Origin of the sequence: Idiomarina abyssalis (genome assembly GCF_900116625.1) — a bacterium.
Lineage (GTDB): Bacteria > Pseudomonadota > Gammaproteobacteria > Enterobacterales > Alteromonadaceae > Idiomarina > Idiomarina abyssalis.
Map to the genome: position 1 here is coordinate 12682 of NZ_FPBE01000006.1, position 26910 is coordinate 39591.

General features: G+C 46.8%; 31 protein-coding genes. 25 read left to right on the forward strand and 6 right to left on the reverse strand.

Annotation, left to right across the window (positions count from 1 at the left end):
- Positions 1–127: 127 nt before the first annotated feature.
- The 3 genes from BM359_RS10470 to BM359_RS10480 are packed head-to-tail and all read left to right on the forward strand — an operon-like array spanning position 128 to position 2142.
- Positions 128–415 (forward strand): helix-turn-helix domain-containing protein, encoded by a 288-nt coding sequence (locus tag BM359_RS10470; RefSeq protein ID WP_054489367.1) that lies wholly within the window; start codon positions 128–130, stop codon positions 413–415.
- 8 nt (positions 416–423) lie between these two features.
- On the forward strand, positions 424–1686 hold the full coding sequence (locus BM359_RS10475; RefSeq protein WP_054489402.1) for a type II toxin-antitoxin system HipA family toxin: 1263 nt from the start codon (positions 424–426) through the stop codon (positions 1684–1686).
- 57 nt (positions 1687–1743) lie between these two features.
- On the forward strand, positions 1744–2142 hold the full coding sequence (locus tag BM359_RS10480; protein WP_054489365.1) for a thiol-disulfide oxidoreductase DCC family protein: 399 nt from the start codon (positions 1744–1746) through the stop codon (positions 2140–2142).
- A 3-nt stretch (positions 2143–2145) separates the two neighbouring features.
- Here the strand turns inward: BM359_RS10480 and BM359_RS10485 are convergent, their stop codons facing one another.
- A complete protein-coding gene (locus BM359_RS10485; RefSeq protein ID WP_054489363.1) occupies positions 2146–2634 on the reverse strand; it encodes a MarR family winged helix-turn-helix transcriptional regulator in 489 nt (162 codons plus the stop codon).
- 74 nt (positions 2635–2708) lie between these two features.
- On the opposite strand from BM359_RS10485, the gene BM359_RS10490 reads away from it, so the two are divergent.
- Together BM359_RS10490 and BM359_RS10495 are read left to right on the forward strand one after the other, a co-directional pair.
- The gene (locus BM359_RS10490; RefSeq protein WP_054489361.1) at positions 2709–3689 is read left to right on the forward strand and encodes a catalase family peroxidase; all 981 of its coding nucleotides are present in this window, start codon (positions 2709–2711) and stop codon (positions 3687–3689) included.
- On the forward strand, positions 3682–4206 hold the full coding sequence (locus BM359_RS10495) for a cytochrome b (protein ID WP_054489359.1): 525 nt from the start codon (positions 3682–3684) through the stop codon (positions 4204–4206). Before BM359_RS10490 ends, BM359_RS10495 begins: the two co-directional genes overlap by 8 nt.
- A gap of 11 nt (positions 4207–4217) precedes the next feature.
- On the opposite strand, the gene BM359_RS10500 is transcribed toward BM359_RS10495, so the two are convergent.
- On the reverse strand, positions 4218–4469 hold the full coding sequence (locus BM359_RS10500) for a TIGR03643 family protein (RefSeq protein ID WP_054489357.1): 252 nt from the start codon (positions 4467–4469) through the stop codon (positions 4218–4220).
- Positions 4470–4709: 240 nt separating this feature from the next.
- On the opposite strand from BM359_RS10500, the gene BM359_RS10505 reads away from it, so the two are divergent.
- The 5 genes from BM359_RS10505 (at position 4710) to BM359_RS10525 (ending at position 7795) form a co-directional block, all read left to right on the forward strand.
- Positions 4710–6050 carry a diguanylate cyclase gene (locus BM359_RS10505; RefSeq protein WP_159430343.1) on the forward strand — a complete coding sequence of 447 codons (1341 nt, stop codon included), beginning with the start codon at positions 4710–4712 and terminating at the stop codon, positions 6048–6050.
- 92 nt (positions 6051–6142) lie between these two features.
- Positions 6143–6340 carry a hypothetical protein gene (locus tag BM359_RS10510; protein WP_054489355.1) on the forward strand — a complete coding sequence of 66 codons (198 nt, stop codon included), beginning with the start codon at positions 6143–6145 and terminating at the stop codon, positions 6338–6340.
- A gap of 15 nt (positions 6341–6355) precedes the next feature.
- Positions 6356–6655: a Rho termination factor N-terminal domain-containing protein gene (locus tag BM359_RS10515; RefSeq protein WP_054489353.1), complete on the forward strand. Its 300-nt coding sequence runs from the start codon at positions 6356–6358 to the stop codon at positions 6653–6655.
- Positions 6656–6731: 76 nt separating this feature from the next.
- Entirely contained in the window at positions 6732–7439 is a 708-nt protein-coding gene (locus BM359_RS10520; RefSeq protein ID WP_054489351.1) for a nuclease-related domain-containing protein, read from the forward strand.
- 185 nt (positions 7440–7624) lie between these two features.
- Positions 7625–7795, forward strand: coding sequence for a DUF3545 family protein (locus tag BM359_RS10525; RefSeq protein WP_074930865.1), 171 nt, complete (start codon positions 7625–7627; stop codon positions 7793–7795).
- A 60-nt stretch (positions 7796–7855) separates the two neighbouring features.
- Here BM359_RS10525 and suhB read toward each other — a convergent pair whose 3' ends face one another.
- Complete coding sequence (gene suhB, locus BM359_RS10530; RefSeq protein WP_054489349.1) at positions 7856–8632, reverse strand: inositol-1-monophosphatase; 777 nt, start codon at positions 8630–8632, stop codon at positions 7856–7858.
- Between the two features lie 108 nt (positions 8633–8740).
- Between suhB and trmJ the strand changes: the two genes are divergently transcribed.
- The 3 genes from trmJ (at position 8741) to BM359_RS10545 (ending at position 11198) form a co-directional block, all read left to right on the forward strand.
- The gene (trmJ, locus tag BM359_RS10535) at positions 8741–9463 is read left to right on the forward strand and encodes a tRNA (cytosine(32)/uridine(32)-2'-O)-methyltransferase TrmJ (RefSeq protein ID WP_054489346.1); all 723 of its coding nucleotides are present in this window, start codon (positions 8741–8743) and stop codon (positions 9461–9463) included.
- 67 nt (positions 9464–9530) lie between these two features.
- The gene (gene iscR, locus BM359_RS10540; protein ID WP_054489344.1) at positions 9531–10010 is read left to right on the forward strand and encodes a Fe-S cluster assembly transcriptional regulator IscR; all 480 of its coding nucleotides are present in this window, start codon (positions 9531–9533) and stop codon (positions 10008–10010) included.
- A gap of 30 nt (positions 10011–10040) precedes the next feature.
- Entirely contained in the window at positions 10041–11198 is a 1158-nt protein-coding gene (locus BM359_RS10545) for an IscS subfamily cysteine desulfurase (RefSeq protein ID WP_054489342.1), read from the forward strand.
- On the opposite strand, the gene msrA is transcribed toward BM359_RS10545, so the two are convergent.
- The gene (msrA, locus tag BM359_RS10550; RefSeq protein ID WP_054489340.1) at positions 11195–11740 is read right to left on the reverse strand and encodes a peptide-methionine (S)-S-oxide reductase MsrA; all 546 of its coding nucleotides are present in this window, start codon (positions 11738–11740) and stop codon (positions 11195–11197) included. The genes BM359_RS10545 and msrA overlap by 4 nt on opposite strands.
- 165 nt (positions 11741–11905) lie before the next feature.
- Here msrA and ndk point away from each other — a divergent pair, with 165 nt between their 5' ends.
- From ndk to der, 9 genes are all read left to right on the forward strand, one after another.
- Complete coding sequence (ndk, locus tag BM359_RS10555) at positions 11906–12337, forward strand: nucleoside-diphosphate kinase (protein ID WP_011235266.1); 432 nt, start codon at positions 11906–11908, stop codon at positions 12335–12337.
- Between the two features lie 119 nt (positions 12338–12456).
- Positions 12457–13593, forward strand: coding sequence for a dual-specificity RNA methyltransferase RlmN (gene rlmN, locus BM359_RS10560; RefSeq protein ID WP_054489338.1), 1137 nt, complete (start codon positions 12457–12459; stop codon positions 13591–13593).
- A gap of 33 nt (positions 13594–13626) precedes the next feature.
- Positions 13627–14082: a tetratricopeptide repeat protein gene (locus BM359_RS10565; RefSeq protein WP_054489336.1), complete on the forward strand. Its 456-nt coding sequence runs from the start codon at positions 13627–13629 to the stop codon at positions 14080–14082.
- A 20-nt stretch (positions 14083–14102) separates the two neighbouring features.
- Complete coding sequence (locus BM359_RS10570; protein WP_054489333.1) at positions 14103–15212, forward strand: RodZ domain-containing protein; 1110 nt, start codon at positions 14103–14105, stop codon at positions 15210–15212.
- 19 nt (positions 15213–15231) lie between these two features.
- Positions 15232–16350 (forward strand): flavodoxin-dependent (E)-4-hydroxy-3-methylbut-2-enyl-diphosphate synthase, encoded by a 1119-nt coding sequence (gene ispG, locus BM359_RS10575; RefSeq protein WP_054489331.1) that lies wholly within the window; start codon positions 15232–15234, stop codon positions 16348–16350.
- Positions 16351–16422: 72 nt separating this feature from the next.
- The gene (gene hisS / locus BM359_RS10580) at positions 16423–17700 is read left to right on the forward strand and encodes a histidine--tRNA ligase (protein ID WP_074930867.1); all 1278 of its coding nucleotides are present in this window, start codon (positions 16423–16425) and stop codon (positions 17698–17700) included.
- A 4-nt stretch (positions 17701–17704) separates the two neighbouring features.
- On the forward strand, positions 17705–18313 hold the full coding sequence (locus BM359_RS10585) for a YfgM family protein (protein ID WP_054489327.1): 609 nt from the start codon (positions 17705–17707) through the stop codon (positions 18311–18313).
- A complete protein-coding gene (gene bamB / locus BM359_RS10590; RefSeq protein ID WP_054489325.1) occupies positions 18313–19551 on the forward strand; it encodes an outer membrane protein assembly factor BamB in 1239 nt (412 codons plus the stop codon). The genes BM359_RS10585 and bamB overlap by 1 nt, the downstream gene beginning before the upstream one ends.
- Positions 19552–19557: 6 nt before the next feature.
- Positions 19558–20997, forward strand: a complete 1440-nt coding sequence (gene der, locus BM359_RS10595; RefSeq protein WP_054489323.1) for a ribosome biogenesis GTPase Der — start codon at positions 19558–19560, stop codon at positions 20995–20997.
- Between the two features lie 45 nt (positions 20998–21042).
- Here the strand turns inward: der and hslO are convergent, their stop codons facing one another.
- Positions 21043–21867, reverse strand: a complete 825-nt coding sequence (gene hslO, locus BM359_RS10600; RefSeq protein WP_054489321.1) for an Hsp33 family molecular chaperone HslO — start codon at positions 21865–21867, stop codon at positions 21043–21045.
- A 29-nt stretch (positions 21868–21896) separates the two neighbouring features.
- Entirely contained in the window at positions 21897–22298 is a 402-nt protein-coding gene (gene hslR / locus BM359_RS10605; RefSeq protein ID WP_054489319.1) for a ribosome-associated heat shock protein Hsp15, read from the reverse strand.
- Between the two features lie 150 nt (positions 22299–22448).
- Here hslR and gspC point away from each other — a divergent pair, with 150 nt between their 5' ends.
- Genes gspC through gspE form a run of 3 tightly spaced genes read left to right on the forward strand, consistent with a single transcriptional unit; the run spans position 22449 to position 26908 of the window.
- Positions 22449–23339 carry a type II secretion system protein GspC gene (gene gspC, locus BM359_RS10610; RefSeq protein ID WP_054489317.1) on the forward strand — a complete coding sequence of 297 codons (891 nt, stop codon included), beginning with the start codon at positions 22449–22451 and terminating at the stop codon, positions 23337–23339.
- Position 23340: 1 nt separating this feature from the next.
- Positions 23341–25431, forward strand: coding sequence for a type II secretion system secretin GspD (gene gspD, locus BM359_RS10615; protein ID WP_054489315.1), 2091 nt, complete (start codon positions 23341–23343; stop codon positions 25429–25431).
- A complete protein-coding gene (gene gspE, locus BM359_RS10620; protein ID WP_054489314.1) occupies positions 25424–26908 on the forward strand; it encodes a type II secretion system ATPase GspE in 1485 nt (494 codons plus the stop codon). Before gspD ends, gspE begins: the two co-directional genes overlap by 8 nt.
- Positions 26909–26910 lie beyond the last annotated feature (2 nt).

Consider the following 26910-nt stretch of genomic DNA (forward strand, 5'->3'; position numbering starts at 1 on the left):
TTGCCGGTTAAAGGGTTAACTAACAAATCTTACTCGCAAGCGTTTTGACAATAAAAAAGTTGTTTTTATATTGAATTACAACATTTGTGATGTATATTGAGTGTGTATACATCATTTGGGTTGTTTTATGACTACGCTAAAAGACATTGCAGAGCGCCTCGCTGCGGAGCGCAAAAAACAGAACTTATCGCAAAAAGACATGCGAATGCTTATTGGCATGTCTCAACAGCAATACCAACGAGTGGAATCAGGACAAGATTTAAAATTTTCCACATTGCTGCGTATTTTAGCTGGCTTGGGGCTTGAGTTGTCCATTACCGATCCAAAGCAAATAGAGAATCATCAACCGGTAGAATCCTCCTCGTCGACGGATGACTTTTGGGCAAACAAACATAAGCATTTAAAGGACGGATGATGACAGCCATGAAAAGAGTCGAAAATGTTGAAGGACTCAGAATGTCTCTTAATGGCCAAGAAGTTGGAGTGTTGACGCACTATTCGGGCGGTAAAAATATCTTTGTATTTTCGCCTAGTTATATTGCGCTTCCGGTAACTCAACGTGAAACGTTGACGTTAACACAGCTGGCAGATGCGAGATATCTAACTCAGCCCTTAGTTAGCGCGCAGCGACTGACCCCTGTTTTATCGAACTTATTACCTGAGGGTGCTTTAAGAGAATGGATGAGTCGTTCATTAAAAGTGCACACTGACAATGAATTTCCCTTAATGGCTCATATGGGGCGAAACTTGCCTGGCGCTTTGCTAGCTGAGCCAATACAAGCGGGTCAGGTACCGGGCTGGGCTCTTGATCATCGAGAACAGGTTGAGCCGGTACAGATTGATGTCGAACACAGTCAGGATAAGTTTTCTCTGGCTGGCGTACAAATGAAGTTCTCTTCAGTGAAAGGACAAGACGGTCGATTTAACGTTGGTAGGGATGCCAACGCTGATAGCTGGATAATCAAAACACCCTCAACAGTGCACAAACATGTGTCTTATAACGAATATACTGCGATGCGGCTAGCGCAAATTGCGGGTATTGAGATACCGGAAATTAAGCTGGTTGAACTGAATCAGTTAGATAATTTGCCTGATATTCAGCTCCCTAATGAGACACATGCTTACGCAATAAAGCGTTTTGACCGGGATGACGGAAAGCGTGTACATACCGAAGATTTTGCACAGGTTTTTCAGGTGTATTCCCATGACAAATATAAAAAGTTCAATTATGAGCAAATTGCGGATGCGCTATTTCAATATGGCGCTCAGGGGTTAAAAGATGTTCAGCAAATGGCGAGAAGGCTATTGGTTAATATTTTATTGGCTAACGGTGATGCACATCTAAAAAACTGGTCTCTAATTTATTCTGAGGGGCTACGACCAAAGCTTTCTCCGGCGTATGACATTGTATCTACTTTGCCTTATGTAGCTGGCGAACTCGAATTTGCTCTTAACATGGCCAGGAACAAGAACTGGTATAATGTCGATATGGCTTCATTTGAAGCCTGGGCAAATAGAATAGGTGTGCCATGGCAAGCGGTTAAAGTGCACTTAAATGAAACATTGATTTTAGCGAGAGAAAACTGGCCTGATAAGCTGTCGGAATTGCCCATGGTTGATTCTCAAAAAGACGTGTTGAAAAGACATTGGCAGAATTTGCAAACCGATTTTCGCATTACATCATGAATCAAATACGCAAAAGAAGCGTATAAGAAAGTGAAACTCAATAAAGTGGTGGTCGCAATGCCTCAACAGAGCTCGGAACTCATTATTTTTTTCGATGGCGGATGCCCATTGTGCGTTAAAGAAATGCGGCATTTAAGGAAGCTTGACGAGAAACGACAAATAAAGTTCGAGAATATTAATGAGCCGGATTTTAACCAACGCTACCCTCAAGTTGACGTTGCTAAGGCCAACCAGTATTTACATGGGCAGACCAGCTCCGGTGAAATGATCTATGGTCTGGATGTCACCTATGAGGCCTGGTCGTTAGTCGGTAAAGGCTGGATGATCGCCCCTCTGCGCTGGCCTGTTATTCGTTGGTTTGCTGACAAAACCTATTTATTTTTTGCACGTAACCGCAACCGCATTTCAAAGCTATTAACCGGTAAAGAGCGCTGCGCGCAGTGTTCTATTGACTAATACTTATTCTAAGCCTTGTCGTTTTAAGTAACGGCTAAGCTGCTCAGTGAGTTGTAAACGCTCACTTTCTGACAGAACGCTTAGTAGCCTTTCCTGGGTCTGGACATGTTGATGAATGACTTGGTTGCTAAGAACTAGCCCTTTATCGGTGAGTTTTACCCAGTTAACGCGACCGTCATTTTTATCCTGCTCACGTGTCACGAACCCTTTTTTCTGAAGCAATGTCAGGCGGCTGGTCATACTGCCCGAAGTAACCAGCATTTGTTCCAGTAGTTGGTTAGGGCTCAACCGGTAAGGTTTTCCTGAACGGCGCAAAGTCGCCAGCACATCAAACCCTGCATCGGTGAGTCCGAACTGGCGAAAAGTATTACTCATAGCAGACGTCATATGTTTATGGATTACCTGGAGCCTGCCGACAAGTTCCATGGTTGAGGTATCGAGCTCAGGGAGCTCTTTGGCCCATTGTTGTTTTATTCGTTCTAAATTTTGCATCGCTAGTGAACTCAATATGCTCTATTATCGTATATCTTGAATTCAAGATAAATGATAGTAAGAGTACTTTCAATATGAAAAATCGGTATTGGGTTTTACTGCTGGCTCCTATGGTGAGCGCAGCGGCGCAAGAGCCGCCTAAAGTAACAGCGCAGCAATTTGTGAATTTACAGCAGGGCGAAGCGGCTCACGAAGGTTTTCGGAGAGCTCACGCTAAAGGCATTTGTGTTACGGGGGAGTTTCGCTCTAACGGGCAGTTAGCTACTTATTCTGAGGCCGCACTATTTGAACAGGGGGTAACGCCTTTTATCGGGCGCTTTTCGGTGGCGGGCAATAACCCAACCGCACCTGATTTAAAAGCACCAGTGCGTAGCCTGGCATTAAGCTTTGCTATGAGCTCGACCGAGCAATGGCGTATTGCAATGAATACGCCGCCGGTTATGGCAGTTAAAGACCCTCATACTTTTTACCAGCAAATTCAGGCCATTCAGGCAGGCCCTAAAGCAATACAGGCGTTCTTTGCTGAGCACCCTGAGAGCAGCGACTTTTTAAGCTGGAAGGCGCAATATCAACCCACTGGAAGCTTTGCTGCCGAAACTTATAACAGCATTAATGCGTTTTACTTAATTAACTCTGAAGGCAATGAGCAAGCCGTACGCTGGGCCATGCAACCCAAGGTTTTTGTTCCTGCTGATAACTTAGAGGGTGTGGATGCTCTGCATCAAGAAATTACTAACCGGGTAGTGAAAGAAGACATTGTTTTTGACTGGATGTTTACTTTGGCAAACGAGGAAGACGACGAGAACAATCCAGCAAAGGCGTGGCCGGACAGTCGCGAGCAAATTACGGCGGGGCAAGTTGTTATTACCGCGGTAACGCCGCAATTACAGGGCGAATGTCATGGTATCAATTACGACCCGCTGGTGTTACCAACAGGCATTGAAGCAACCCGTGACCCGATACTGCGGGCTCGGTCTGCGGCTTATGCCGAGTCTTATCGGCGCAGAGCAAAAGAAGCGTTAATGGGTGAGCTAGAGGGGCAGGGCAATGAGTAACCCACATAAGTTTTCGGTATCAATGCGCTTGTTCCACTGGGCTATGGCGGCGTTGGTTATTTCGATGTTGGCGGCGGGGTTATTAATGGTTCGCTCATTAGAGCCCTGGCAGTTAAGCATTTTAACCGTACATAAAGCTTTCGGTGTTGTTGCTGCCGTATTGGTTATTGCGCGCCTGGTTAATCGTTTGTTCCATGAAATTCCGGCATTACCTGGTGACCTATCGAGTTTACAGAAGTTTGTCGCTAAGGCTTCTCATTGGCTGCTTTATTTGCTGTTGTTCGCCATGCCTATTTCCGGGTATTTAATGCAGTACTTTGCCGGGCGGCCCATAGACGTATTTGGCTGGTTCCGTTTACCGGCGGTGCTTACTGTCGACATTGAGAATTATGCCGTATTTAGAGAACTGCACGGCTGGCTGGCAATGGCACTTATGGCATTGGTTGCTTTACACGTTGCTGCGGCCTTGCATCATCACTTTATTCGTAAGGACAAGGTTCTAAGAAGTATGCTTTAGTGCGTTATTGCCTAACGCTGTTTATATTGTGTTGGGCAGTAGCCGCGTGACACTCCCGCGGGGCGCAGTTTACGATGTTTAGTATTGCGCCCCGACACACGTTCCCGCCACAAGCGAAAGCTGCCGGGCTTAAGTTGCGAACGCATAAACTTCACAACCTGCTTTTCCTGCAGGCCAAATTGTTCTTCAATAGCCTCAAACGGCGTGCGGTCTTCCCATGCCATTTCAATAATTCGGGATTTCTCAGGTTCGGTCAGGTTCATAGGTGACTATGTAAAAGGTTTTATCAAATTACGTTGGCCAATCTTAATCGGATCGTTTTTTTGTGGTATCGATAAAGCGCTAAAACTATTTAGCATCGTTGAATGAACCCTTTGTCTGGCGCAATCGTATAACTAATGACATATTTAAACGCGAGTTGGGTCTATTTGATAATCCAATTCGTACCACGTAGAACCTGTGCGGGTGACCCCCAGCAGTTTAACCTCAGACTAGGGGAACCTTTGGCTATAAAAAAACGAAGTTCACTGATAGCGATAATCCTCTATATTGTGGGGTTAATTCCTTTATTAATGGTCGCGGCCTGGATCGGAGCTTTAGTGGAGGAACGAATTAAGCAATCCGCTAAAGATGAAGCACTAACAGAGCTTCTGCTTGCTAAGTCCTCTTTAGAGGCGTCTCTTTTCAGGGATGTTTTTTTATCCGATAGTCTGGCAACCGTATTCAGTATCGACCCTGAAGATGCGTCTAAGAATTTTCAAAACATTGGTTCTCGTCTGATTGAGAGATCGCAAAATGTTCGTAACGTTGGTATAGCACCAAATGATGTGGTCGAGAAAATTCTACCTCTAAAAGGAAATGAAAGGGCTGTTGGTTTAGATTTTAGAACCGTACCCTCTCAATATAAAACGGTGAAAGCTGCTCGTGACTTAAAAGATGTCTTTCTTGCAGGGCCTTTAGAACTGGTTCAGGGGGGGCGAGCTGTTATAGCCCGGCTTCCTATTTTTTATGATTACCCACGTAGTGAGAATTACTGGGGCTCAATAAGTGTGGTTATTGATTACGACAGACTGATGAACTCGGCAGGGCTTTTATATATTGAGAATGCCAAAGTCGCTTTACGCGGAGTTAATGGACTTGGGGAAAAAGGGGAAGTATTTGAAGGGGACAAACTAACTTTTGAGCAGTCGGATTACCAAGGAACCTTAATAGTCCCTAATGGTGAATGGGCGGTAGCTGCGAAATTTGATGCGACAATCACTCAAACACAATCTCTTCTAATCGATATTGGACGGCTGAGCCTGTTATTTTTGTATACGTTGATTTTCTTTGGAACCTTTATGCTTTGGCGTTCTTACCAAATAGAGCGCAGTATGGCGAATCGAGATGCTTTAACTCAGCTTTTTAATCGACGGTTTTCACTCAGTTATCTCGAAAACTTAATGAGTAAGAGAAAGCCCAAAAAACATTTTTATGTGTTGGTTATTGATCTCAACCGGTTTAAGGAAGTGAATGACAAATATGGTCATGATGTGGGTGATAGCATGTTACAACTCGTCGCTAATGGTCTTGAGAAGTCGGTCCGAGCTTCGGATATCGTGGCCCGAATGGGAGGTGACGAGTTTTTAGTAGTTGTGAATAGAGTTGAGACCGAAGAAGCCATTACATCTATCATTGAAAATATAAAAAAGAACGTTGAAAGTGAGAGCGTCGAAGTGTCAGGAAGCATATTGAAACCGTCGTTGAGTATTGGGTTCGCGAGTAATACAGAGGGCGCGGGCACACCTAAAGATCTTTTGAAGCTTGCTGACCAGAGAATGTACGAGGATAAGAGTAAGGGCTAAGTGTATGCCTTTATTTTACTGTTTTTTCTTCTACACTTAACGATGAAAAGGAAAGAAAACGCACTGACATTTTTAATGATTAAGGAGGCTTTATGACAGGGCCAATGAATCCGAAAGTTAAAAAACACGAGCAGGATCTGACCGAAGAAGAAAAGCGTAAACTGCAGTCTCAGCAGGACAAAGAAAACCAGAGCCGCGAAGATCACCGTCGGCCGGGTTCAACGCATGATACGCACTCGCAAAAAGATAAGCAGATTGCCCCTGAGCAACGTGGCAAGGACTCCCAATAAGAGTAGGAGGCTGTTATGCCTGACGTTTGGCGTGATAAAGACGAGCGAATGTATCAGCATATTAAGCAGTCTCAGCTGGATGACGGAAAGAGTGAAGACGAAGCAGAGGAAATAGCCAGTCGCACTGTGAATAAGCAGCGGCGCGAGGAAGGGGTTACTGATAACACCACCACTCAGGGTACCGGTAACCCCAATACCCGGCTGGAAGAGCGCACCAAAGATGAGCTTTATAACCGGGCGCAGCAGCTTGATATTGATAACCGCAGCGAAATGACAAAAGACGAGCTGATTGAGGCTATAAGGCAAAAGCAGTAAGGGAGTAAGGCTGACGAATGACTGTTTTGGTGGTTTAATATGACCATCATTAGAAATAAAGAGCAGTCAGTTTGTCATGGCCGACACGCAGTACATAACCAAGAATCGTCTCTCTCAGGAAGTGAATAAAGCCCGTATTTGGGTCGCTATTATTGGCGCCCCTATTGCGGGTTTTTTAATGTACAAATTACCAAATCTCTGGTGGATTGTCGGATTAATTTACCTCTTCAGTATTGTTGGGGCGGCATCCACTAAACGTTCAGGCGCCAGAGGCGAATTGAAAACACTGAAGCTTTTAGAGAAGCTCCCCGATAGCTATGTCCTGTTTAACCAGGTTGATGTCCCTAACTCGCGAGCAAAACGCGGGTTTACTGAGCTGGATTTAATTGTTGTGGGCCCTAACGGTGTGTTTGTAGTAGAAGTGAAAAACAACAATTCCAAAGTAACAGGAGACGATCAGGCGGCTTACTGGACAGCTCATAAAGTAGGGCGTAAAGGTGGCCGTTATACAGCCAAAGTCCGCAATCCAATAAAACAGTTAAAAAAACAGGTTCATGTTTTAGCTGAGCACCTGAAGAAAAACCGCGCATCTACCTGGATAGACGGCGTTGTGTTTTTCTCACACCGCAGTGCACGGGTTAAACTGTCTTCACCACCCAGCGTGCCGGTTCTTGAACGTAAAGGACTGGTTGAATATATATTGAATTATCAGCCCAAGCGGGCACCCTCAAATGTAGAGAAAGTCGTGCAGCAGCTAGTAGAACTTAAGCAAATGACGGTTTAGTAATACTAACCAATGATTCTTCATACCTTTGCCACAACCTGTTAACAAAACCGTAACAAAGTTCTTTTAATGTGTCCCGGTGTGTGGTACTTATGAGTTGTGGTTTTTTTTGTTAACGAACAGATTAACTGCAGCGCTAATACCATAATTAAAAAAGTTGTATCAAAAAAGCAGAGGGTCATACCATGGATAATTCCGAAGAACTGCAAAAGGTAAATGACAAGTCTGGAAAGGGTCGCGCCGCAAAACGTAAATGGCGTGAAATAGAACAACTAAAAGAGAAGTACCGGTTGCGGGAAGAACTCTCTGAAATGGATTACTCGCTAGAGCTCGATTTGGAAGAAATCGAATTATAAAAAGAACGCCGTCTGGGTTAGCTCAGACGGCGTTTTGCTTTTTAGCGACTGAAAAACAGCTTAGCGAATTTGTGCCAGCATTTGTTTTAATGCTTTTGGTGCACCGGCTGCTATGTTGCCTGACTGAATGTAGTTGTGACCACCTTGAAAGTCACTGACTATGCCACCTGCTTCGCGAATTAATAATTCGCCGGCCAGCATGTCCCAGGGTTTTAAACCCATTTCCCAAAATGCATCATGGCGTGCAGCAGCTACGTAAGCTAAATCTAAAGCGGCTGCGCCTGCGCGACGTACGTCAGCACAGTGTTCAAACAGTTTGCTGAACATGTCCAGGTATTCTGGTAAGCGGTTTTTCATTTTGAATGGGAACCCGGTAGCAATAATTGCGCCTTTTAATTCCACTTTCGGTGAAATACGTAAACGACGGCCATTCAGCTGAGCGCCTGCCCCGCGAGATGCGGTGAAGAGTTCTTCGCGCATAGGGTCATACACAACGGCCTGCTGAACAGAGCCTTTGTGAAGCAAAGCAATAGAAATACAAAAGTGGGGAATACCGCGCATGTAATTGGTGGTGCCGTCTAGCGGATCGATAACCCACTGGAAGTCATTTTCTTTACCAGCCTGGGTACCGCTTTCTTCTGCAATGATGCCATGGTCCGGGTAGGACTTTTTGATAGTGTTGATAATAGCCTGCTCTGCGGCTTTATCCATTTCAGTAACCCAGTCATTTAAGCCTTTTGATTCGGCTTCAACAGGGCTGCCCTGATCGAAATTTTTAACTAAAATTTTGCCGGCCGCACGCGCTGCGCGCACCGCAATATTTAACATCGGATGCATACCAATTACCTGTGCTGTAAAAGAACAATTTTCGGTCGCGGATCATACCAGTGTTACGGTATCATGCCAAACTTTTCCATAAGTCGAGAAAAATCCAAGGGAAACGCCATGCTTGATAACATTCGTATTGTTCTGGTGAACACTTCTCACACCGGGAACATAGGCTCTGTTGCCCGTGCCATGAAAACCATGGGACTGTCTAAATTAACGTTAGTAGACCCTGTGCAGGAGCCGGACAGTCACGCATCCGCTTTGGCGGCTGGTGCAACTGATATTTTGGCATCGGCGACTATTGTGGACACCTTGCAAGAAGCGATTGCCGATTGCGGTCTGGTTATTGCGACCAGTGCTCGTAACCGTACGCTGGACTGGCCGCTTTTAGGGCCTCGCGAGTGTGCTGAAAAAGTGCTGGAAGAAGTAGGACAGCACGAGGTAGCTTTAGTATTTGGTCGTGAAAACAGTGGCCTAACCAATGAAGAGCTGCAGCAAAGTCAGTTCCACCTGCATATACCAACAAACCCGGATTACAGTTCTCTGAACCTGGCTATGGCGGTACAAACCGTGTGCTATGAACTGCGCATGCAGTGGCTGGAATCACAACAACGCAGCTCTGGAGAATTACCGGAGTATCCAAGAGCCGAAGATTTAGAACGGTTTTACGAGCACCTTGAGAAGACGTTGAGCCAAACGGGTTTCATTGTGCGTCAGCACCCGGGGCAGGTAATGACGAAATTACGCCGCTTATTCACCCGTGCCCGGCCGGAAGAGAACGAAATTAATATTTTGCGGGGTATTTTAGCCTCGGTGGATAAATCGACAGGCAATACTTGACTAAAATAGTCAGGAATGTAAAATTTCATAACATATTATGCTGATTTAAACACCAGAGGAAACCACCATGCGCCTGACGTCAAAAGGTCGATACGCAGTTACAGCTATGCTGGACGTTGCGCTTTTTACGGCAAATGGTCCTGTGCCGTTAGCGGACATTTCTGAGCGTCAGGGAATATCTCTGTCGTATTTAGAGCAACTGTTTGCGCGTTTGCGTAAGCACGGACTGGTGGACAGTGTGCGTGGTCCGGGCGGTGGTTATCGTCTGGGTTGCCCGGCAACCGATATTTCTGTTGGTGCGGTCATTCATGCCGTTGATGAATCTATTGATGCGACTCGTTGCCAGGGTAAAGCTAACTGCCAGGGCGGTGAGCGCTGTTTGACGCATTCGTTGTGGGAAGGCTTAAGTGACCGCATAGCGGACTTCCTGGACGGCATTACCTTGGCTGAACTGATGAAAAAGCGCGATGTTGGCGATGTTCTGAGTCGGCAAAATTCACTTCATAATAAAAGTGAAGAAGAGATTAAGTTAAACTCACATCTTTAATATTGTCTTTAGTTTGTCAGGAGCAACGAAGTGCCCAAGCTACCCCTTTATTTTGATTATGCTGCAACCACCCCTGTAGATCCTGTTGTAGCAGAGAAGATGATGGGCTGTTTAACTCAGGATGGTCTCTTCGGAAACCCCGCGTCACGTTCACATAAATACGGCTGGCAGGCTGAGGAAGCCGTTGATGTTGCCCGGCATCAGGTTGCTGATTTAATCAATGCCGACGCGCGCGAAATTGTGTTTACCTCCGGCGCTACTGAGTCGGATAACCTGGCAATAAAAGGTGCGGCTCAGTATTACTCAGATAAAGGCAAGCATATTATTACGCTGAAAACTGAGCACAAAGCGGTATTAGACACTTGCGCTCAGTTAGAAAAAGAAGGTTTTGAAGTTACTTACCTGGACGTTGGCAGCGACGGACTGCTGGATATGGATTTGTTCCGCTCAGCTCTGCGTGAAGATACTGTCCTGGTAAGCGTTATGCTGGTTAATAATGAAGTTGGCGTTATTCAGGACATTGCTGCTATTGGGCAACTTTGTCGTGAAAATGGCACCTTATTCCACGTTGATGCTGCCCAGGCTTCCGGTAAAGTTTCTATGGATATGGCTGAGTTGCCTGTCGATTTAATGTCACTTTCTGCTCACAAAATGTATGGCCCTAAAGGTATTGGGGCGCTCTATGTGCGTCGTACGCCCAGAGTTCGGCTACTTGCGCAAATGCATGGCGGCGGTCACGAACGGGGTATGCGTTCAGGTACCTTACCAACACACCAGATTGTCGGCATGGGTGTTGCGGCTGAAATTGCGCGTAATGAGTTGGAGCTGGAGCCTGTGCGGGTTAAAAACCTGCAGCAGCGGTTATGGAAGGGTGTTAGTCAGCTAGAAGGTGTAACCCTGAATGGCTCTGACCAGCAACGGGTTCCGCATATTACCAATATCAGCTTTGCCGGAGTTGATGGTGAACTGCTGCTAATGGCGTTAAAAGATCTTGCGCTTTCGTCGGGCTCGGCCTGCACGTCGGCCAGTGTTGAACCTTCGTATGTGCTGAGGGCATTAGGCGTTGAACATGAGCTGGCAATGAGCTCATTGCGCTTTAGTATTGGCCGTTACACGTCCGAAGACGATATCGACAGTGCAGTAGAGCTTATCCACCGCACTATCGGTACCTTGCGAGGGGCTGCTTAGTCTTTCAGCAGGCCGGCAAAGGTTTTGCGGAACTTAGCCAGCTTAGGTGAAATGACTGCCTGACAATACGGGTTTTCCGGGTTTCTGGCGTAGTAGTTTTCGTGGTAATCCTCCGCCGGATAAAAGGTCCCTAACTCGGTGACTTCCGTTACTATAGGTGCTGCAAATGCGTCGTCAGCCTCTAGCTCTGCAATAATTTTCTCGGCTTCTCGTTTTTGCTCGTCATTATGATAGAAAATCGATGTGCGATATTGCGTGCCAACATCGTTACCCTGGCGATTCACCTGAGTAGGATCGTGCAGGGTGAAAAAGATTTCTAAGATTTGACGGTAAGAGATCTGCTCCGGATCGTACTGGAGTTGAGCGACTTCTGCGTGGCCCGTGTTTCCCGTGCAAACTTGTTCGTAAGTGGGGTTTGGCGTATGACCACCCGTGTAGCCGGATTTAACCGACTGAATGCCTTTTACCTGAAGGAAGGCAGACTCAACACACCAGAAGCAGCCGCCGCCCAGAGTAGCTTGTTGGTATTCATTGTTCGCCATGTCAGAACTCCTTATCGTCAAATAGACGTCTATATGGCTAATTTGTTTTAGCATCCTAGCTGAGAATAAGTGAAAAAACAATCACTGGGTATTCGATTTCTGTGCTGATCTCACGTATAATCCGCGCGACTAATTTATCCCTTTATTTTATTGGAGTTTATAACCATGGCTTTAGAGCGCACTCTATCAATTATCAAGCCTGATGCAGTTGCAAAAAACTTAATCGGCGCTATCTACAACCGTTTTGAATCTGCGGGCCTTCGCATTGTCGGTGCTAAAATGATGCACTTAAGCAAAGAACAGGCGGAAGGTTTCTACGCTGAACACAAAGAACGTCCTTTCTTTGGCGCTTTGGTTGAATTCATGACTTCAGGTCCTATCGTTGTTCAGGTTCTTGAAGGTGAAGACGCTGTGCGTAAAAACCGTGACATTATGGGTGCTACGAATCCTGCAGAAGCACTGGCAGGAACTATCCGTGCCGACTATGCTGAGACTATAGACGAAAATGCGGTACACGGTTCAGATGCAACTGAATCTGCTGCGCGCGAAATCTCTTACTTCTTCAGCGACGAAGAAGTTTGCCAGCGCACTCGTTAAGACTGTCTTTGAATGTAGCCTGATGCTCTTAGGTAGCCTGACGTTTACGTCAGGATCTCACCTGACATGAATGTCAGGCTACAGCAGAATGTCAGGCGATATCAGAACATTGGAGCTTTATGACCAACGCAATAGATAAAAAAGTGAACTTACTCGACCTGAATCGTGAGGGAATTAAAGAATTCTTTCGTGAAATGGGTGAGAAACCGTTTCGTGCTGAACAGGTTATGAAATGGCTGTATCACTTTTGTGTCGATGACTTTGATGAGATGACGAATCTCAATAAAGCTTTGCGTGAAAAGCTCAAGCAAGTAGCCGAGATTCGCGCACCTGAAATTCGTGAACAACAGCAGTCGTCAGATGGCACCATCAAGTTTGCGATGACTTTGTTCGACGGTCAGGACGTGGAAACGGTATGGATACCCGAAGGTGACCGCGCTACTTTGTGCGTGTCCTCTCAGGTTGGTTGTGCATTAGAGTGCACTTTCTGTTCTACAGGGGCTCAGGGCTTTAACCGTAACCTCAGTGTGGCAGAAATTATCGGCCAGGTGTGGCGGGTGAACCAGCTGTTAGGGGCTTATGGAAAAACCGGAATTAAACCCGTAACGAACGTTGTCATGATGGGCATGGGTGAACCACTGCTTAACTTAAACAATGTTGTTCCGGCAATGGAGTTAATGTTAGATGACCTGGGCTTTGGTTTATCAAAGCGTCGTGTCACTTTAAGTACTTCCGGTGTTGTTCCCGCATTGGAAAAGTTACGTGAACGCATTGATGTCATGCTGGCAATTTCGCTGCATGCACCAGACGATGAACTCCGTAACGAAATTGTACCTGTTAATAAGAAGTACAATATTGAAGAATTTCTGGCATCGAGCCGTCGTTATGTTGAGCAGTCAAAAGCTCAGCGTAAAGTAACGGTAGAGTATGTCATGCTGGACCATGTGAATGATTCAACCGATCAAGCGCATGCGCTGGCGAAAACATTAAAAGATACCCCAAGTAAAATTAATCTTATTCCGTTTAACCCTTTCCCGGGCTCGGACTACGGCCGTTCCAGCAACTCGCGTATTGACCGTTTTGCTAAGGTACTGATGGAGTATGGGTTTACTGTAATGGTAAGAAAAACCCGGGGTGACGATATTGACGCAGCTTGCGGACAATTGGTCGGCGATGTCATTGATCGTACAAAACGCATACTGAAGCGTCAGCAGAAACAGCGTGGTGGAGAAGCAATAGCTGTAAAGACCGCGTAAATTAACAGAATCGCAGGCACAAGGAGTGTGATAATGCGAGCCGCTTTATTATTGATAGCCGTAGTGCTATATGGTTGTACCGCTAACCCTGAACAGTCGGTTTCTGAGGGTAAAGATGTACGGTTGCAGCTGGGACTTGCTTACTTAGCGCAAGGGAAGTTAAAACTTGCGCATCCACATTTGCAAACCGCATTAAAGAATAACCCTCAGTCTCTGGATGCCAACCTTGCCTTAGGGCAATGGTATTTATCGACAAATGACGTTGATTCAGCTTTGTCACTTTACCAACAGGCATTATCATGGCAACCTATGAGCGGTGCATTGTACAATAACTATGCGGTTGCACTGTGTGTGGCTGGTGACTGGAAAACAGCACTGACGTATTTTGATAAAGTGAGGTTGGATAGTAAGTATTCACATCACGACCGGGCCAGGAAAAACAGAGCCGAATGCCTGGCACGAGGAAGTCACGACGCAGCTCAACCATAACAGGGAAACCCCTTACAATCATGACTGCTGAAAACGAACCAACACAAGATAACGAAAAAACAGAACCTGAAGCGGTAAAAGAAACAGAACAAACGCCGAGCAAGGGTCCTGGACAAATACTAAAAGAAGCTCGTGAAGCAAAAGGCCTAAGCCAACGCGAGGTTGCAGACCAACTGCGTTTGAGAAAGCAGATCATTGAGTTGCTGGAAGTCGATGACTACTCAACTTTTTCGACGCCAACTTTTATTAAAGGTTATTTACGAGCTTACGCCAAGTTACTGGATCTGGACGACACTGAGTTATTTCAGGCCTACAAAGCAAAAGGCTTTCAAGAAGTTCAAAGTAGCCAGATGCAGAGCTTTTCACGACGTAAGAAGCATCAGGAAAACGATAACCGCTTAATGCTGATTACATACGTGGTCATTATTGTTGTTATTGCCTTAGTTATTTGGTGGTGGCAGGAGCCTGACCTTGGTTTTAATGAAAAAGCTAACGGCACTCAGGAAAGTTCAGAAGTTGCTCCGACGGATGCCGATGATGAAGCCGACAGTGTTGGCGGTATCGAAATTTCGAATCAGCCGACCGAGCCACAAATTCGGCCTGACGAAGAAGACGCTGTATTAGAGTCCGATGTTGAGACTGAAGACACTAACGTCGCTGTTGAGTCTGTTCAGGAACCGGCTACGGAAGACGAAGAATTGAGTAGCGAGTCGGCGGACGGCACTCTCGCAGATGCTGAGCCGGTTACCGAAGAGACAAATAATGATCCGGAGTCTCTTGAGAATACTGAAGAAGCCACGCCTGAAGCTCAGCCAACAGAAGCTGATGCTGAGCCGGTGGAAGCCGCTCAAGTGCCGGCAGAGCAATCTGAGCAGCCTGAAGCAAGTTCAGCCAGTTTGGTTTTAGACTTTAATGAAGAATGTTGGGTGAAAATTGATGACGCTACCGGTGAAACTCAGGCCGTTGGTGTGAAAGCAGCGGGCTATCGCATGCCGGTACCGGGCGAGGCCCCATTTTCGGTTACACTATGTAAACCAGAAGCAGTTAACGTAAGCTTTAACGGTAATGCCGTTGATATGAGCCAGTTCCGTACGGGTCGTGTTGCGCGCTTTACCGTGCCGACAGAGTAGTAGAGGTCAATTTAAGGTTATGATGCACGAAAATCCAATTAAACGCCGTCCTTCACGCCGTTTGTATGTAGGTAATGTACCTATTGGCGATGGCGCACCGATTGCTGTGCAGTCTATGACAAATACTGAAACAACCGATGTTGATGCTACCGTTGCTCAAATTGATGCGTTGGCTCAGGCCGGAGCTGATATTGTTCGGGTTTCGGTACCGACAATGGAAGCGGCGGAAGCTTTCAAACAAATCAAATTACGCAGCCCTGTCCCTCTGGTTACTGACATTCACTTCGATTATCGCATAGCACTAAAAGTTGCTGAATACGGCGCTGACTGTTTACGCATTAACCCGGGCAACATTGGTCGTGAAGACAGAATCAAAGCCGTTGTTGATGCTGCGCGTGAGCGCAACATTCCAATTCGCATCGGTGTTAATGGCGGGTCGTTGGAAAAAGACTTACAGGAAAAGTATGGTGAGCCTACGGCTGAAGCCTTAGTTGAGTCTGCCATGCGGCATGTCGATATTCTCGACAAACTCGACTTTCACGACTTTAAAGTGAGCGTTAAAGCATCCGATGTGTTTTTAGCCGTTGACTCCTACCGTCTGCTTGCGAAGAAGATAGACCAGCCACTGCACTTAGGTATTACCGAAGCGGGTGGTAAACGCAGCGGCGCCGTTAAATCGTCAGTAGGCTTAGGTATGCTGCTCGCCGAAGGCATTGGTGACACGCTTCGGGTTTCGCTAGCGGCCGACCCAGTCGAAGAAATTAAAGTGGGATTCGACATTCTGAAGTCATTGCGCATTCGGGCTCGTGGTATCAACTTTATTGCCTGCCCAAGCTGTTCGCGTCAGGAGTTTGATGTAATTAGCACGGTTAATGAGCTGGAACAGCGTCTGGAGGATATAACCACGCCTATGGATGTTTCGGTAATAGGCTGTGTTGTTAATGGTCCGGGCGAAGCCTTGATATCTCATGTTGGTCTTGCCGGCGCTAAAAATAAAAGTGGTTTGTATATTGGTGGTGCACGCCAGAAACAACGTTTAGATAACCATAATTTAGTGGATGAGCTGGAAGCGCAAATTCGCGAGCAAGTGAAGTTTATTGAAGCTAATAAAATTGACGTAAAAGAAATTAACGGTTGATTTTACCCGCATCGACAAAGTCCTTATAATACCCGCTTATTTTCTGTATCGATAACCAGACGAGAAGGTTCCGTGGCGAATACAATACAAGCAATTCGTGGCATGAATGATTTGTTGCCAGAGCAGAGTCCGGCCTGGCAGCAGGTTGAAGCAGTAATACGCCGTGTTGCTGCAAGCTACGGCTATAGCGAAATCCGTATGCCTGTGCTGGAAAGTACGCAACTTTTTAAACGTTCAATTGGCGAAGTAACGGATATTGTCGAGAAGGAAATGTACACTTTCGACGACCGTAACGGTGAAAGTGTCACTTTACGCCCTGAGGGAACGGCCAGCTGTGTTCGTGCAGGGAACCAACACGGTTTGCTGTATAACCAAATTCAGCGTTTGTGGTACATGGGGCCCATGTTCCGTTACGAACGCCCGCAAAAAGGCCGTTACCGTCAATTTCACCAGTTTGGTATTGAAACCTTTGGTTTAGAAAGCGCTGATGCCGACGCTGAAGTCATTCTGCTTTCTGCCAGGCTATGGCGTGAGTTTGGTATTGCCGATCAGGTTGAACTGCAACTGAACTCTTTAGGGTCTAATGAAGCACGGGCGAATTATCGGGATGCGTTGAAAAATTATTTATCTGACTACATTAGCGAGTTGGATGAAGACAGTAAACGCCGGCTGGAAAGCAACCCGCTGCGTATTCTGGATAGTAAAGATGAAAACACTCAAAAGATTCTTGAAGGTGCGCCTAGCCTGTCGGAATACTGGGACGCAGAATCGAAAGAACACTTCGAGCAATTAACGGCTCGTCTGGAAGCGGCTGGTATTTCCTATACCCTGAACGAACGTTTGGTGCGTGGTCTGGATTATTATAACCGTACCGTGTTTGAATGGGTAACCACAGCCTTAGGTGCTCAGGGTACTGTTTGTGCAGGCGGTCGTTATGATGGTCTGGTTGAACAGTTAGGCGGTAAAGCAACGCCTGCGGTTGGCTTCGCAATGGGTATGGAACGTCTTGTGCTGCTACTGCAGGAGCAAGAAAAGCTGACCCCAAGACGAGTCGTTGATGCTTACTTAATGCCGTTAGGCGAAGAAGCGGAACTAAACGCCCCGCGAATTGCCGAACAGCTGAGAAATGAGTTACCGGAACTGCGGCTGGTAAGCCACTGTGGCGGCGGTTCCATGAAAAAGCAAATGAAAAAAGCTGATAAGTCAGGTGCTGAGGTTGCTCTGATTATCGGTGCTGATGAAATCGCTCAGCAGCAAGTAACGGTAAAACCGTTGCGTACTGCTGAAGAACAACAAACTCTGGGCTGGCAGGCACTAATTGAGTATCTGCAACCAATGACGAGAGGGTAGTCAGGTGGATGAAGAACAACAAGTAGAACGTTTAAAAGAGTTCTGGAAAGAACACGGTAAAGGTATTGTTGCCGGTGTAGTCATTGGCTTTGGTTTGTTTTACGGTTGGCGTTACTACGATCAGCATACACTGGAAACGCAGGAGCGTGCGTCAGCAAACTATGAACAATTAACCTCGGGCTTATCTGAAGGCAGCGAGAACGCCGTACTCGAAGCTCAGAACTTTGTCAGCGAAAACCCAGAAAACGTATACGCACAGCTTGTCGCGTTTCAATTGGCACAGCATGCAGCTGAACGCGCTGATCTGGCAACGGCAGTCACCGTTTTACAATCCGTTGTAGATAACGCTGATGACGAAAACATGTCAGCTTTGGCCAGCATTCGTTTGGCTCGGGTGTTAATTGCTCAGGAACAACTGGACACGGCTTTAAGCCTAGTTAAAAAGCCTTTACCTGAAGCTTACGCTGGTTTTGCGGCGGAGTTAGAAGGTGACATACTTGCTGAACAGGGCAATACCGAAGAAGCCCGGGCAGCCTATGAACGCGCATTGCAGGCAGGCGAGTCACTGACTCCGGCTCTGCAAATGAAACTCAACAGTCTGGCTAAGTCATAATGCAATTGATTCAACGCTTTATTAAAGGCAGCTTATTATTCTCTGCCACTCTTCTTGTCACCGGTTGCTCTATTTTTGGTGACGATGACGAAGAACCGAAATTTGCTGAGTTACAGCCCATTTCTTCGGAAATACAGCCGGAGGTTTTATGGGACGCCTCTGTTGGTAGTGGTATCGGCGAACACTTCTCCCGGCTGAACCCTGTGGTTGAGTACGGCAAAGTTTTTGCCGCTGATCGCAATGGATTAGTCAGCGCTTTTGATAAGTCCACAGGTGAGCGCTTATGGCGAATTGATTTACGTGAGAGTATTCAGTTTGACCAGGCAACCGATGAAGGTTGGTTTAGCGGTATTTTCTCAAGCCCATTCCCTGCACGTATTTCAGGTGGTTTAGTGGCGAGTTATGACCGTATTTTTCTGGGAACAGAGAACGGTGATGTCGTTGCACTAAATGCTGAAAATGGTGAAATTGTCTGGCATGCCGAAGTCAATAACGAAGTTATTTCAGACCCCGCTGTCGGTGAAGGACGCGTCGTTGTGCATACTGGTGGCGGAAAAGTTCTGAGCCTGGATGCGGAAACTGGCGAGCAGCAATGGGAATACGAATATCAGGCTCCGATGCTGACCATTCGTGGTGCCTCTGCACCAGCCATTATTAGTGGCGGTATTGTTGTTGGAGACAGCAATGGTACAGGCATGGTACTTATTGCCAATAATGGACAGCAGGCATGGACTCAAACCATTGGTAAGCCAAGCGGAAGCAATGAGCTCGAGCGTCTGGCGGATGTTGATGCGAAGCCAGCGGTTCAGGGTACTACGTTGTACATGATTGCGTTTAACGGTGAGCTGGTTGCACTGGAGTTAAGAGATGGCGAAGTACGCTGGAAACGCGACTACAAAGCCTTTGAAAATATGCTGGTAACCAATGGCCGGATATTTTTAACTGATGTGAAAAGCCACGTTTATGCACTAGACCAAAGCGGTGGTGTAGAACGCTGGGGTAATTCACAGCTGTTCGGACGTGAGTTAAGTGCGCCTGCATGGCATCGTGATCACGTTGTTGTCGGTGACTTTGAAGGTTACTTGCATTGGTTAGATAGCGACAGCGGCAATATTGTAGGCCGTTATGAAGTCGGTGGCGATGGTGTTTATGTAGCCCCGGTTGTTGATAACAACATTATGTATGTACAGACTCGGGACGGTGATATCATCGCGCTCGATATTCAATCAGGAAATTAATAAGAGATGTTACCTGTTGTCGCGCTGGTTGGGCGCCCAAATGTGGGAAAATCCACGCTTTTTAATCGTTTAACGCGGACACGCGACGCACTGGTAGCGGACTTTCCCGGGTTAACCCGGGACAGGAAATACGGTCAGGCAAATTACGACGGTTTTCAGTTTATTGTTATTGATACCGGTGGTATTCATGGCGATGAAGAGGGCATTGATGAAGAAATGGCAAAGCAGTCCCTGCTTGCTGTTGATGAAGCCGATGTCGTTCTCTTTATGGTCGATGCCCGCGACGGTGTGACCGTTGGCGATCAGGCTATTGCGGAACATTTGCGTAAGCAAAATAAAAAAGTTTATTTAGTCTGTAATAAAATTGACGGCATCGATGCGCACTCTGCGATGGGCGACTTTTATTCGCTGTCTTTGGGTGAACTCTATGGTATCGCTGCAGCTCATGGGCGAGGGGTTGAGCAGTTATTAGAAACCTGCTTTAGACCAATAGCGGAAGACTATCCTGATGTTATTGTGCCCAGGGACGTTGAGTCTGAAGAGCTTGAGCATGACGAAATCGATTACGAAAAGCTGCCGTTAAAGCTGGCTATTGTCGGCCGTCCTAATGTTGGTAAATCAACTTTAATTAACCGAATACTGGGTGAGGAACGGGTTGTTGTTTACGACATGCCGGGCACCACGCGTGATTCGGTTTATATCCCCATGCAACGCAACGAACGCGAATATGTCCTGATAGATACGGCCGGGGTGCGTCGCAGAGGTCGTATTGGCGAGGCTATTGAGAAGTTCTCTGTGGTCAAGACATTGCAGGCGATTGAGGATGCAAACGTTGTCCTGATTGTTGTTGATGCGCGTGAGACTATCAGTGACCAGGACCTTAACCTTATTGGCTTTGCATTAAATGCCGGCCGTTCAATTGTTATTGCAGTGAACAAATGGGATGGTCTGCAAAACGACCACAAAGAAGAGATAAAGCGCGAGCTTGATCGTCGCTTAGGTTTTGTCGATTTTGCACGGTTACATTTTATCTCTGCTTTGCACGGTACTGGTGTAGGGCATTTGTTCGAGTCAGTGGAAGAAGCCTACAAAAGTGCAACTCAGCGAATTAGCACCTCTAAGCTGACTAAAATTATGGAAATGGCGCAGGAAGAACATCAGCCGCCATTGGTTAGCGGCCGCCGGGTGAAGTTAAAGTACGCGCATGCCGGGGGCTATAACCCACCACGTATTATTATTCATGGTAATCAGGTTAAAGATTTACCTGGCGCTTACCAGCGTTATCTCATTAATTACTTCCGTAAAGCGCTGGGCGTCATGGGAACGCCGATAAAAGTGGAATTCCGCGAGCCGGTTAACCCGTATGAAGGAAAGAAAAACCAACTGACGTTATCGCAGCAGCGAAAGCGCCGGCGTTTGATGAAGTTCCTGAAAAAGAAAAAGTAGTTTTGATAGAAAGAAGCCTGCAAAAACTGCAGGCTTTTTTATTGATTAATTAAAGTCTGAAGGCGCAAAGCGATATTCCGTCAGGCAATAATCGCAAGTCATGACAATTTCACCCTCTTGCGCCAAAATTTCCTGAATTTCTTCAGGGCTTACTGACGCCAAAGCCTCTAATGTTCGTTCACGCGAACAACCACAAACAAAGCTGACGCCTTGTGACGGGTACAGATGGACTTTTTCTTCGTGATAAAGGCGATGCAACAACTCTTCAGCAGGCAAGGTATAAATTTCTTTTGCCGTAATAGTGTCGGTCAGAGTTGCCAGGTGCTCGAAGCCGCTTAAGTCTTTTCCGGTAGCGGGTAAGCGTTGCAGTAACATGCCGGCAGCATGCTCGCCGTCGGCGTGTAGCCAGACTCGAGTGTGCAGCTGTTCTGATTGTTCAAAGTAGTTTTCCAGCATGGTGGAAATTGAGTCGGCGTCAGCACTTACGACACCCTGATAGCGCTCACCGGTATCCGGCGTTAAAGTGATAACAAGCTGACCTTTGCCTATCATTGAGCGCAGATCTGTAGCTTCAAGCTCGCTTCTTAACCGTGCAATGCCCCGGAGCTCCTGATTATGGTTACCATTAACTGCGATAAAATTAAGCGGCCCGTCACCCTGAAGCTGAACGGCTATGTGGCCGTTAAATTTTAATGTTGCCGTCAGTAAGGATACTGCCGCCATCATCTGCCCCAGTAACTCCTGAACCGGTGCCGGGTAATCGTGACCACGAATTAAGGTTTGGTAACTGCTGGTCAACTGAACGAGTTCACCGCGCACATCGTGCTCTTCAAAGGTGTAACGTGACAATTGATCAGTTGGGTATTCCATGGGCACTCCTATTTATCGACGACAGGGGCTTACTCGCCGCTATCTTTCATTCTGATAAGTTGACGGCGCTGCTTCTTATCCGGCCGTCCTTCCGGGTGCGGATTATACAACGCATTAAGCTTTCTTGCTTCAGCATTTTGTTCGCGCTTTTCAACGCTTTCTGCGGTTTCCTGATAGAGCAGCTGAGCTTCACTTGCGCCCCGGCGCTGCTCACTCAAAGCCATTACTTCGACTTCTTTGGTATCAAAGCCCTGGCGCAAAGTAATAAAAGCACCCACCTGTACAATTTTTGAAGGTTTGCTACGCTGTCCCTCATAATGTACTTTGCCTGACTGAACCATTTGCCGGGCAAGTGCTCTGGTCTTATAAAACCGGGCTGCCCATAGCCATTTATCAAGGCGAATAGAGTTCTCTTTTCGATTTCTTGTCATAAAAACGCAACGAATTCGTTATAAACTTTGTGTTAATCGATTGTTGACTCATGTTGCCTGCGCTAGAATGCATGAATCGTCTTTTGTCAGTGTAACAAGAATAAGAATAAAGTGACTGTCCGACTCAAACAAATATTTACAGATCCTCAAATGTGGCGCAGATTAATGCAGGCGCTCACGGCATTCGCGTGGTTTTTGGTCGCAGTACTACTGGCGCGTTTTACCTGGTCTTTAATTAATCCGGCAGAACCGGAGGGGACTGCGGTTCTGCCTAAAGTGACGGTTGACGTTGCGGATAACCGGAGTACTGACTTAAGTAGCTTAAAATCATTAAACTTATTCGGTGCCGCTGAGCGAAATGACCGTTCAACGAATACCCGTAACGCGCCAAAAACATCATTAAACGTGCGCTTAATTGGGGTTTCTGCCAGCTCTAATCCAGAGCGTTCAGCCGCTATTATCCAGCAAGGAACTAAGCAACAAACCTATGTTATTGGTGAGAACCTTGGTAGCTCATCTGTCACTGTTGAAGAAATTCATGCTGACCGTGTCATTCTTGATAATAACGGACGTTTAGAAACTCTTGAAATGGAAGACATTGGCGAAGATAGACCGGCACTGTCGCTGGTTATTGATGGTTCAGGAAATGGTGACGGGGCTTTGGTCCCGGAAGATGACGAAGGTTCTAATGCTGATGAAAGCAACTTGCCAGACGATGCGAGTGTTGAGGAGCAGTTGGCTCAGGTTGCCAATAACCCATCTTCTCTACTGGATTACGTGAGTATTTCACCGGTGCAGGCGAATGGTGAACTCAAAGGGTATAAATTAAATTCGGGTAAAAACCCTGAATTGTTTCGAGACGCAGGTTTTCAAAACGGTGACTTAGCAGTAGCCATTAATGGCTATGACCTGACCGATATGGAGCAAGCAATGCTGGCCAGTCAGGAACTCTCAGAGCAAAAGCAAGTCAGTATCGAAATTGAGCGCGACGGTGAACGCATGGAGCTGTCGTTTGAGCTACCGGTAAAACAGGATAATTAATATGAACGTGGCAAAGAGTGGCTTAAAAGCATGGCTGGGAGCCTTAGGGATAACTTTAACCCTTATGAGCTCGCCATTAAGCAGCGAAGAGTATGCCGCTAGTTTCAAAAATACCGACATCAACGAATTCATTCAGGTGGTTGGACGTAACCTCGAGAAGACCATCATTATCGATCCAAACGTCAGAGGCAAAATTGATGTCCGCAGCTACGATGTCATGAATGAAGAGCAGTACTATCAGTTTTTCCTGAATGTGCTTGAAGTTTATGGTTTTGCCGTTGTCGAGATGGAATCTGGCGTGTTGAAAGTGATTCGTGACAAAGACGCAAAAACCTCGTCTCTGCCTGTGTTGGACAGAGATACCCGCGGCTCGGGCGACACTATGGTAACTCGTGTTGTGCCGGTAGAGAACGTATCAGTGCGTGAGTTGGCTCCTTTGCTTCGCCAGTTGAATGATCAAAGCGGGGGCGGCATGGTCGTCAGCTATGACCCTTCTAACGTGATTATGATGACCGGCCGTTCAGAAACGGTGCAACGTTTAGTCGAGATTATTGAGCGAGTGGATCAGGCCGGCGATCAGGATGTTGACATGGTCAGCCTGGAATACGCTTCTGCCAGTGAAATAGTGCGCATTGCTCAGTCGCTTTATGAAAAAAATAATGAGGGTGTGCCAGCTTTATTGATCCCGAAAATTGTTGCCGATGAGCGCAGTAACAGTGTCATTGTGAGTGGTGAGCCTCGTGCCCGCTCTCGCGTAGTGAAACTGATTAAACAACTGGACCAGGACTTAAAAACCGAAGGAAACACACGGGTTTTCTATTTGAAATATGCCAAAGCTCCCGAGGTTGTTGAAGTATTAAAGAACGTTAGTAGCTCTATTCAGGCGGAAGTAGAGCAGCAAACAAGCACCGGAAATAACAGTCAGCGTCGCCGTAGCAGCGGTAATGAAACGGTTAGTATCAGCCCGCACGAACCGACTAACTCGGTTGTTATTACAGCGCAAAAAGACATGCTGGCGTCACTGGAAAAGGTGATTCGGGAGTTAGATATTCGCCGCGCCCAAGTTCAGGTTGAAGCCATTATTGTCGAAATTATGGAAGGCGATAGCGTTGATTTTGGCGTGCAATGGATTAGCGAAGATGGCGGCATGGTGCAGTACAACAATGGTAACCAGGTTCCCATTGGCAGTTTGGCGGCAGGGGCTTATCAGGCTCGTGAAAGACCAGGAACCACCACCACTCGTATAACGGACGGCGGTGTCGAAGTTACGACGACAGAACCCGACGAGCCAGGCGATATTTCGTTGTTGGCGAATTTACTCGGATCGGTAAACGGGATGATGTTCGGTACAATTCAGAATGATTGGGCTGCTGTCGTACAGGCCGTCACTCAGGATACTCGTTCCAATATTCTGGCAACGCCCAGCATTGTCACAGTGGACAACGAGGAAGCAAGTTTTCTGGTTGGTCAGGAAGTACCGACTATTAGCGGCTCAACTACTGGCGATAACAATGACAACCCATTCCAGACAGTTGATCGGACCGAGATAGGTATCAAATTAAAAGTTACCCCTCAGATTAACGAAGGGGATGCTGTGCAAATGACCATTGAGCAGGAAGTTTCCAGCTTGAGCGGTGCTACAGCGGTTGACGTTATTATTAATAAACGTGAACTGAAAACGACAGTGATGGCTGACGATGGCGAAACCATCGTACTTGGCGGTCTGATTGATGAAGACGTGCAGGAGTCGGTATCCAAAGTTCCTCTATTGGGTGATATTCCTATTTTGGGTAAGTTATTCAGTTCAACATCAACTTCTAAGCAAAAGCGAAATTTGATGGTGTTTATTCGCCCGACAATTGTGCGTGACGGCAACCGTATGCGAGATTTGAGCTCGGCCAAGTACAACTACATCAGGGCTTTGCAACTGGATGAACGCTCACGCGGCATTTCATTGATGCCAACTGAGGAAACGCCTTTACTTAATGACTGGGACAACAAACTGACATTACCTCCTGGATTTGATGAGTATCTGGAGAAGAAGGGTAAGGAAAGCAGCGACGACAAAAACAATGAGTCGACAAATGACTGAAGCTAGTGCCATTGCAACAACCCGCCTGCCTTTTGGCTTCGCCAAGCGTTTTGGCGTGGTCGTGGAGCATGGCGAGCCCATGATTCTGCATTGTCGCGCCGGTATTTCTGCAGCCGCATTGAAGGAAGTCCGGCGTGCTATGGGGCAGCCGGTAACTATAAAAGAGCACGCCGCCAGTGACTTTGAAAGTCTGTTAACTCGTGCTTATCAACGTGACTCATCCGAAGCCAAACAACTGATGGAAGATATTGGCAACGAGTCGGACCTATTTTCACTGGCTGATGAGTTACCGCAAACGGAAGACTTGCTGGAAAGTGAAGACGACGCGCCTATTATTAAGCTCATTAACGCTATGCTGAGTGAGGCGATAAAGGAAGGGGCTTCTGATATTCATATCGAAACCTTCGAGAAAGCCTTATTAATTCGTTTCCGTATTGATGGTGTATTGCGTGAAGTGCTGCGTCCAAACCGCAAGTTGTCGTCGCTGCTGGTGTCACGAATAAAGGTTATGGCGCAGCTGGATATCGCTGAAAAGCGGGTGCCTCAGGATGGCCGTATCTCATTATTAATTGCAGGCAGGGCGGTAGATGTTCGTGTTTCGACCATGCCGTCGAACCATGGCGAACGGGTGGTACTGCGTTTATTGGATAAAAACAACGCGCGGCTCAATTTAACTGAACTGGGAATGACTGACGAGAACCGGAAAATTTTCCAGGAACTGATTTATAAACCGCACGGTATTATTTTGGTGACTGGCCCTACGGGGTCGGGTAAAAGTACGACCTTGTATGCAGGCCTTAGTGAGATCAACTCAAAAGACCGTAACATTCTGACCGTAGAAGATCCGATAGAATACGCTATTGATGGCATTGGTCAGACTCAGGTTAACCCTCGTGTTGATATGACTTTCGCTCGCGGACTTCGTGCTATTTTGCGTCAGGACCCTGATGTTGTAATGGTCGGGGAAATACGAGACGTTGAAACGGCACAAATTGCTGTTCAGGCGTCCTTAACGGGCCACCTGGTACTTTCTACTTTACACACCAACACCGCTGCAGGTGCTATTACCCGTCTGGAAGACATGGGCGTTGAACCGTTTCTGCTGTCCTCCAGCTTGCTGGCTGTGTTGTCCCAGCGTTTGGTGCGAACACTTTGTACTGAGTGCAAACAGCCGCATGAGCCAGACGACGAAGAAAAAAATATGCTGGGGCTCAGTGCCTCAGATACCAGCGTAATTTATCGGGCCGGTAGCTGCGAACGTTGTAATCATACGGGTTACCGTGGGCGGACCGGTATTCATGAATTACTGGTTGTCGATGATCATGTGCGTGAGTTAGTGCATAACGGGCACGGTGAGCAGTCTATTGAAAAGTACATTAGACAGTCGACTCCGGGTATTCGTCAGGATGGTCTGGCTAAAGTACTGAAAGGCAAAACAACGCTGGAAGAAGTGCTGCGGGTTACCCGCGAGGAGTAAAG

What these genes read in the sequence shown, in the direction of transcription:
- BM359_RS10520 (WP_054489351.1), top strand. Translation starts at nt 6,732, where the DNA reads ATGGCCGACACGCAGTACATAACCAAGAATCGTCTCTCTCAGGAAGTG.
- BM359_RS10485 (WP_054489363.1), bottom strand. Translation starts at nt 2,634, where the DNA reads ATGCAAAATTTAGAACGAATAAAACAACAATGGGCCAAAGAGCTCCCT.
- msrA (WP_054489340.1), bottom strand. Translation starts at nt 11,740, where the DNA reads ATGGCGAACAATGAATACCAACAAGCTACTCTGGGCGGCGGCTGCTTC.
- BM359_RS10515 (WP_054489353.1), top strand. Translation starts at nt 6,356, where the DNA reads ATGCCTGACGTTTGGCGTGATAAAGACGAGCGAATGTATCAGCATATT.
- suhB (WP_054489349.1), bottom strand. Translation starts at nt 8,632, where the DNA reads ATGCATCCGATGTTAAATATTGCGGTGCGCGCAGCGCGTGCGGCCGGC.
- hslO (WP_054489321.1), bottom strand. Translation starts at nt 21,867, where the DNA reads ATGGAATACCCAACTGATCAATTGTCACGTTACACCTTTGAAGAGCAC.
- BM359_RS10525 (WP_074930865.1), top strand. Translation starts at nt 7,625, where the DNA reads ATGGATAATTCCGAAGAACTGCAAAAGGTAAATGACAAGTCTGGAAAG.
- BM359_RS10570 (WP_054489333.1), top strand. Translation starts at nt 14,103, where the DNA reads ATGACTGCTGAAAACGAACCAACACAAGATAACGAAAAAACAGAACCT.
- bamB (WP_054489325.1), top strand. Translation starts at nt 18,313, where the DNA reads ATGCAATTGATTCAACGCTTTATTAAAGGCAGCTTATTATTCTCTGCC.
- hslR (WP_054489319.1), bottom strand. Translation starts at nt 22,298, where the DNA reads ATGACAAGAAATCGAAAAGAGAACTCTATTCGCCTTGATAAATGGCTA.
- BM359_RS10470 (WP_054489367.1), top strand. Translation starts at nt 128, where the DNA reads ATGACTACGCTAAAAGACATTGCAGAGCGCCTCGCTGCGGAGCGCAAA.
- BM359_RS10475 (WP_054489402.1), top strand. Translation starts at nt 424, where the DNA reads ATGAAAAGAGTCGAAAATGTTGAAGGACTCAGAATGTCTCTTAATGGC.
- gspE (WP_054489314.1), top strand. Translation starts at nt 25,424, where the DNA reads ATGACTGAAGCTAGTGCCATTGCAACAACCCGCCTGCCTTTTGGCTTC.
- BM359_RS10500 (WP_054489357.1), bottom strand. Translation starts at nt 4,469, where the DNA reads ATGAACCTGACCGAACCTGAGAAATCCCGAATTATTGAAATGGCATGG.
- BM359_RS10480 (WP_054489365.1), top strand. Translation starts at nt 1,744, where the DNA reads ATGCCTCAACAGAGCTCGGAACTCATTATTTTTTTCGATGGCGGATGC.
- gspD (WP_054489315.1), top strand. Translation starts at nt 23,341, where the DNA reads ATGAACGTGGCAAAGAGTGGCTTAAAAGCATGGCTGGGAGCCTTAGGG.
- ndk (WP_011235266.1), top strand. Translation starts at nt 11,906, where the DNA reads ATGGCTTTAGAGCGCACTCTATCAATTATCAAGCCTGATGCAGTTGCA.
- gspC (WP_054489317.1), top strand. Translation starts at nt 22,449, where the DNA reads ATGTGGCGCAGATTAATGCAGGCGCTCACGGCATTCGCGTGGTTTTTG.
- rlmN (WP_054489338.1), top strand. Translation starts at nt 12,457, where the DNA reads ATGACCAACGCAATAGATAAAAAAGTGAACTTACTCGACCTGAATCGT.
- der (WP_054489323.1), top strand. Translation starts at nt 19,558, where the DNA reads ATGTTACCTGTTGTCGCGCTGGTTGGGCGCCCAAATGTGGGAAAATCC.
- iscR (WP_054489344.1), top strand. Translation starts at nt 9,531, where the DNA reads ATGCGCCTGACGTCAAAAGGTCGATACGCAGTTACAGCTATGCTGGAC.
- ispG (WP_054489331.1), top strand. Translation starts at nt 15,232, where the DNA reads ATGATGCACGAAAATCCAATTAAACGCCGTCCTTCACGCCGTTTGTAT.
- BM359_RS10565 (WP_054489336.1), top strand. Translation starts at nt 13,627, where the DNA reads ATGCGAGCCGCTTTATTATTGATAGCCGTAGTGCTATATGGTTGTACC.
- BM359_RS10490 (WP_054489361.1), top strand. Translation starts at nt 2,709, where the DNA reads ATGAAAAATCGGTATTGGGTTTTACTGCTGGCTCCTATGGTGAGCGCA.
- BM359_RS10495 (WP_054489359.1), top strand. Translation starts at nt 3,682, where the DNA reads ATGAGTAACCCACATAAGTTTTCGGTATCAATGCGCTTGTTCCACTGG.
- trmJ (WP_054489346.1), top strand. Translation starts at nt 8,741, where the DNA reads ATGCTTGATAACATTCGTATTGTTCTGGTGAACACTTCTCACACCGGG.
- BM359_RS10510 (WP_054489355.1), top strand. Translation starts at nt 6,143, where the DNA reads ATGACAGGGCCAATGAATCCGAAAGTTAAAAAACACGAGCAGGATCTG.